Source organism: Fibrobacter intestinalis, assembly GCF_900167415.1.
Classification (GTDB): Bacteria; Fibrobacterota; Fibrobacteria; order Fibrobacterales; family Fibrobacteraceae; genus Hallerella; species Hallerella intestinalis.
In genome coordinates this window covers 1-6,309 of record NZ_FUWU01000094.1, presented here as the reverse complement: position 1 = coordinate 6,309, position 6,309 = coordinate 1, and the positions used below count along the sequence as shown (strand labels likewise).

The window sequence follows — 6,309 nt, the reverse complement described above, 5'->3', positions numbered from 1 at the left end:
GACCTCTACATCTCCCTTCCATCCGCAAAGCAACGGGAAAGTGGAACGTTTTCACAAGACCCTCAAGGCGGAGGAAGTCCGTCGTGACGCTTACCAGGACTATTCCGATGCAAAGAGGAAAATGTCGGACTGGATCAATTACTACAACTCGGAACGGCTACATTCCGCAATCGGATTCCTGACTCCTGACGAGGTTTTCGCAGGAAAGATGGAGGAACGACTTGCAGAACGAAGAACAAAATTGTATAATGCGACAAGAGAACGTGAGGATTATTGGGCTAACCAACAGATCTGACAGACTCCCTTATTAGCTTTGCCAAAATTTTCCAAGTTCAACTTGGGCGGGACAATATTCACAAACTTAGCCGGTATCGAAATCGGCTTAACCGTCAATGAAAAATATCCCAGCAATTCCTGGTTGATGGACGACAGGACCAAATGAGTCATAGACAGGTTCTGCCTGGAAAAGTTTTCGGCCTTCTTTTTTAGAAAAGATTCCACGTCCTCATTCTTTTGAGCAGGAGTCATTCCCGAAGCGGATTTGTACATACTTGAAAAATTCCTAATTTCCCCATTTACAAAAGAACTTGCTTCGGATTCAAGCAAGTCAATGATTCGATAGCTAGAAAAATCACCCATTATTTTGCAAACAACTTATTGATTCGTTTCATTTCGGACGCTTTGTTTTTGGAAGCCGCAGAAACCCACTTGGATTTCTTGCCCGAACGAACCAATGCATCTAGCAAGGAATCCGCCATTTTCTGATTCCTTATTGAAAAATCTTTTGAAATGCTAGCCGTTGACATAATACACCTCTTACTGAATATAATAAAAAGGACAGGAAGAGATAAACAGCTTATTAGAGAATCTGATGTTGGAACAAACGCTTCGCTATTTTTGCGAAAAAACTTTGACACTACCCGGGCATCGTCTTTTCAAACATTCCCGCCTTAAAGCAAAACCAGGGCATATAAAAGAAAAGAACCTGGGTCAGGCCACGGCAAGCAGCGCTTTCCGTGAAATAATCCGAAACATGCCTCAAAATCATAAAAAAATCATGATACCGCAAATGGCATCCAAATGTGTTTCTCTTCTTTCCATTTTTCCTCTAAATTTATCTGAATCCCAGCCGTCCCAGCCTTTTCGTCAGCGGACGCAACAAACCCTTTTCGTATTCGTTCAAACTGAACAAATACGAAAAGACAAAAAAGACAAAGCTATAGGCGGCAATTCCCGAAAGCAATTTGAACCACGAATCAAAAAAGACCTGCGTCTTGACCAGAAGGCATCCCGCCACGCAAACGCAAGGAACCAGCGAAAGCCTCGCGAAATTTTTCCAGAAGGCGAAGATATCAATTTGTTCTTTTTTCTGGTAATAGATGTTCAGTATCAGGCCTTCCATCAAAAGAAGGGCGGCTGCGATGGAAACGGCGTTGCCCGCCATGCCGTAATACTTGGAACCGAAAATTTGCCCGGCAAGGCACAGAATGGCAATGGCGAAATAGGTGTAGGTTCTAAATTTAAGGTGATTGCGCGCTTTGCAGACGTGCCAGCCGATTTGCTGGGTTTGCGCCGGAGTCAAAGCGACAAAAAAGATCAGCGTAATGGCGAATGCTTCTTGATAGCCGTCCCCTGCCCACAAAAGAATGAATTCCCGGCCGAACAGAATAAAGCCGGAAAGAATCAACGAAATCACCAGATATTGCAAGCGACCGATTTTCAAAAAGATGTTGGAGATTTCAGGAGCGGAATCGGGCCTGGTCGTCAACGCCGTAATTTTCGGGAAAAAGACGGAGTTGATGGCTGCGGTAAAATGAGAGAACATGCTTTTCAGTTGAATGGCTATCGCATAGACGGCAATCACTTTCGCGCCGTGATAAATGCCCAGAATAAATTGCCCGGAGAACCAATAGATTTGCGAAATACAGCCATTCAAAAAAATGAATACGGAGTAAGAAGACATTTCCTTCAGCTTGCTCCAATCGATATTTCTAAAAAAAACTTTGATTTTCAATTTGGCAAAGCAATAAAGGAAATTGGAAATCAAAATCAGAACATTCAGAATCGTAATCAAAACCACCAACGCCACGGCCTTGAACCCCAGATTCAAAAGCAAGACCATAATTCCCGTATTGAGAACGATCCGCAAAATATTCAGAACACGTACAAAGACAAATTGTTCATAAGCGTCGAGAATCGCCTTGTATACGCTGAAAATAAAGGTCAAAGCCAAATTCACCACCAGGCAAAGGAGCATTATTTTGGCGCGGTGAATTTCCTCGGCGGTCATGGAATCCACAAAAAAGGCGTCCAAATGAAAAGCGAAAACAAGTCCCAGAATCAAAGCGAGAAATGCGATTACGCCATAGACGACGGAAAATAATCCAAACAGGGAATACTGTTCACGAGTTTTTCCCTCCGCCCGATATTTCGCCGTGAAACGAACAACGGCGTCCGCAAAACCGAAATCCAGAAGCGTCAAGTACGAAATAATCGAAGTGACCAGCGAATATAGGCCGTAATCGGACTTGCCGAGCATCCGAATAAGGAACGGCGTATAGACAAGCCCTACGACATTTTGCAGGGCAATCGTCACATAGGAAAGGAGTGCGCCAAGTTTACGCTGGCTGGTCATCGTTTAAGCCGGCCTTGTATCGAATAATCTTAGCGGGATTCCCGGCGACAACGCAATTGTCCGGAACATCTTTTACAACCACACTCCCGCCCCCAATGGTAACGTTGTTGCCAATTCTAATGGGGCCGAGAATGGTGGCACGAACGCCTAGGTAACAATTCTCCCCAATAAAGACGCATGGCTGCTTCTCTCCGGGATGCTTTTTCCCGATAAAGACTTCCGGCAGAATGGTGCAATTTTTCCCGATTTGCGCAACATTGGGAATGTAACGATATCCGGGATGAATCAGCCTCAATCCCGAATCCACAACGTTCGGCATAAGATACATTCCAGTTTGTCGGCATTTCCGATTGAACAGAATTTTATGCCACAGATAAAAGAAAAGTTTGGCGAGAGTTTTTTTTTGCTTGTATAAATTTTTAGCTAATTCGTATTTTCGAAGAGCCGTTGTATAATTTAGAATGTAGTTTTCTTCGCCCAAATCGCGGAAGGACCTAATAAACCGAGTTTTAAAATCGGGAGTTTTCAAGGCTTTCTTGTCGGCTTGAATATATTCCAGATAGTCTTTTTTCGATAAAATCATTTACAATTCCCCAAGAAGTATTTTGCCAACCAAAAATTTACTTCGTATTGATCGACGATTTTTTCATCGATTAAAACGATGGGCGTCCTCATAAACTCGTCTATTCCATCCAAATTCAAATTCTCTGCGTCAATAACGTATATATTCTTTGGACAGTAGAAATCCATATCTTTAATAGCGGAGTAATTGGTGAGTAGTTTTTTCCCCAAAAAAAGAGCTTCCAGTGGACGAAGAGTCATATCTGTTTGTTTGTAAATGCCAGAAAAAGCAACAACATCCACAATGCATCTACTGTGCATCGCATTTAAAACATTTTCTTCAAAAGAAATCGGATTCTCTATATTATTTTCAAAAATTTTGAAATCCACCTTAAAATTTCTCTCTAGTAATGCTTTTTGAATTTGTTCTAATTTTTTTTCTCGTCCCTTACATTTTCCCAAAAAATAAAAATCCGTTTCTGACGTTATCTGTTCCAAATTTTCCCAACGGCGATAGACTTGTGTCGTTAAATGCATATTGTATTTTTTTGCATCCGAGGAATTCATTGTAAAAAAATCAAAGCCCAGCGCTCGTGTTTTTTTATAAAAAAAGTCAAAGCTATTTTGATTGGCTATCCCCAAAGGAGCCCAACAGAAAACAGCCTTTTCCTGCCTGGGAGCCAACCGTCCCATAGCATACCACCAAGACAAAAAGAACGGACTCCAGAATAGAAATTTTACATCCGGATCCTTTGCATAATTTTGAAAATCCCGATAATTGGAATTTGAAATTTTGCAGCGCAAGGCTAGTCGGAAACATTTAAGGAATAGGAAAATTCGAAAAAGAATTTTCCAGACAAAATGCTTTTTCCGTTCTATAATCAAAAATTCCACATTCGGCAGAGTGCAGCCGTCCTTGATTACACTCATAAATGGTTTGTAGGGAACCGAAACAATCACTAATTTTTTCATATTGCTCACCCATTTCTTGATTTAAAAAAGAAACCTTTTCCACGACCAAGGGAAAATACATTTTCAAAAAAATTGAAAACTCTTTTATGTTTTGCAAAAAGGAAAACTAAAAAACGATAACAGGCCGTTCTGGTAATTTCATATTCATTTCCGAAAACTACACAAGAAACATCAAAATCGAATGCGCAACTTTCAAAATTTTCGAGGACCATTTTTCTTGCGTCTTTGTTGAACCCTAATTTTTTGCATTCCTTATAGAGTTGAGATAGGGTTTTTGGAGTATTTCCGCTTGTAAAATAATGAAGTATTTTTGCCGTTCTGAAATACTTCAAACCATTCGGCAACTGACAATTCCAGGATCCATCCAATTCATGAATCGGAAAATCGTTTTTGTAATTTATATAAGCAAGAGTCGGCTGATCCTGACTAATGCCATGTTTTTGAAGACATTCCAAATACAGTTCATTCCACTGTTTAAAAAAGTCCCTATTCCGCTGATTGTCGCGGACGAAAAGGACTCCGCCATTTATGTAAACTTCTGATAACAAAAATTTTTCGTCCGTACATATCTGAGATTTTAATTTTTGAGATGCATGAAACTGTATATTTTTGGAAAAAACACAATGCCAATCCTGTATTCCGGCAAAATCGGCGGAAGTATTTTCAATTTCGGATAAATTATCTAAAATAACGGTATCAGAATCTATGTAGAGAAAATCCCCATCTACTAAATTCCGCATATTGGTTTTCAGTAATCGGGAACGAACCTTGCCGGAAAGATTTCTATCCAAATCTTTTACAATAACCTCATCGCAAAGCACTCGGATGTTTTCTCGACCATTTAGAAAAGTTTCTTCAGTGCTTTTGTCCGTAAGGAGTGTTACGAAAGCGTTTGGAGTCTTTCGCTTCAACGAAATTATCGAAACGAAAGATTGTTCCAAAAAATTATCATTTTCAGTGCTGGTCAAAACGTAAAGGAATTTCATCTAATTGCCTTGTTTAAGAGTTGCGTAACGAAAATCAAAACGAATCGTGTCTAGCCATGAAAGAGACCAAAGTTTTTTGAGAGTTTTAAACATAATCAGCATTTCCTTTCCCTATAATTCCCAGAAATACGTGGATATGTCCAAATAGTAAGCGTTGTAAGGTTTCCAAAAAGGGGAATACGGCGAGATTTTCATCCAGTTTGGCCGTGTTATTTGAACGGCACAAAATAGAGTGACGAAAAAAAACAATGAAAATGAAATCAAAAGACGTCTTGAACTTTGTACAATTCTATTGGAGTCGAATAAAAAGGAAGCCAGTATCGGAGTGGAAAAACTGAAGTACAGCGACACTCTATCAATAATTATAGAGTTCAAAGCGATTATGCGTATGCACAAATAGAATAGTGCCAGAACAACAAAAAAATTGTTTTCTTTAGTCATCTGAAATTTAGCCTTGGCTCCAATCAAAAAAATAAATAATGCAGGAAATACTTTAATGCAAAAATCCACAAGATAGCTGCTTCCTGCAATATTAAACTCGGAATCTAGATAATTGGCATAAGAGCCAATGTTCACGAAGACGACTATTTTGCCTAATAGGAAATTGAAAACCGACAATAATGCAGCACAAACGATGCAAATTATTATCAGCTTCTTGGTGATTTTTAGGTTATAAAGGAAAACAAAAAAGGCGGCGATGATCGCGGAGGCGTGAAATTGCGTCGCCAGAAAAACGAACAGGAGAAATATGATTTTTTTTCTTTAAATAAAAACGGAAGGCCCAATAGAATACAGGCGAGTGCCATGGATTGGCGCATTGCCGCGATATTGTAGCGCTTAACCGCAACTTGGAAAAAATTGAGGAAGCTAATAAGGTGTATATTTCCAACCAAGGAGCCACCTTATGGCAGAAGAAAATAAACTTGAAAAACAGAAACGTCGCCGCCTGAGTGCGGAGGAGAAAGTCAAAATCCTGAGCGAAATTCTCCTCAAGGGCAGAGGCTTATCTGAACTTGCGGACGAGTACAAGATACATCCGAACAAAATTCTCGAATGGAGGAAGGTACTTTTCGAATCCGCTACGGGGATTTTCGAGCAGAAACGCCCCGACATAACCGAAAAGGCGAAACAGCGTAAAATAGACGTTCTCGAGAA

General features: G+C 40.2%; 7 protein-coding genes. 2 read left to right on the top strand and 5 right to left on the bottom strand.

Annotated features, from left to right (window positions below; all coding sequences use genetic code 11):
* Nucleotides 1-295, top strand: a 295-nt coding sequence (locus tag B5D40_RS14680; protein WP_144319720.1) for an integrase core domain-containing protein, incomplete at its 5' end; no start/stop codon positions are given.
* Between the two features lie 819 nt (nucleotides 296-1,114).
* Here B5D40_RS14680 and B5D40_RS14670 read toward each other — a convergent pair.
* From B5D40_RS14670 to B5D40_RS16600, 5 genes are all read right to left on the bottom strand, one after another.
* Entirely contained in the window at nucleotides 1,115-2,635 is a 1,521-nt protein-coding gene (locus tag B5D40_RS14670) for a lipopolysaccharide biosynthesis protein (RefSeq protein WP_078777518.1), read from the bottom strand.
* Nucleotides 2,619-3,218: a serine O-acetyltransferase gene (locus tag B5D40_RS16250; protein ID WP_078777517.1), complete on the bottom strand. Its 600-nt coding sequence runs from the start codon at nucleotides 3,216-3,218 to the stop codon at nucleotides 2,619-2,621. The genes B5D40_RS14670 and B5D40_RS16250 overlap by 17 nt, the downstream gene beginning before the upstream one ends.
* On the bottom strand, nucleotides 3,215-3,889 hold the full coding sequence (locus tag B5D40_RS14660) for a WaaS/CpsH family glycosyltransferase (protein WP_143394386.1): 675 nt from the start codon (nucleotides 3,887-3,889) through the stop codon (nucleotides 3,215-3,217). The genes B5D40_RS16250 and B5D40_RS14660 overlap by 4 nt, the downstream gene beginning before the upstream one ends.
* Before the next feature lie 284 nt (nucleotides 3,890-4,173).
* The gene (locus B5D40_RS14655) at nucleotides 4,174-5,154 is read right to left on the bottom strand and encodes a putative nucleotide-diphospho-sugar transferase (RefSeq protein ID WP_078777515.1); all 981 of its coding nucleotides are present in this window, start codon (nucleotides 5,152-5,154) and stop codon (nucleotides 4,174-4,176) included.
* Nucleotides 5,155-5,265: 111 nt separating this feature from the next.
* Nucleotides 5,266-5,904: an EpsG family protein gene (locus B5D40_RS16600; RefSeq protein WP_407643906.1), complete on the bottom strand. Its 639-nt coding sequence runs from the start codon at nucleotides 5,902-5,904 to the stop codon at nucleotides 5,266-5,268.
* Nucleotides 5,905-6,058: 154 nt separating this feature from the next.
* Here B5D40_RS16600 and B5D40_RS14645 point away from each other — a divergent pair.
* Nucleotides 6,059-6,309: transposase (locus tag B5D40_RS14645; RefSeq protein WP_078776920.1), on the top strand; the 251-nt coding region annotated here is incomplete at its 3' end.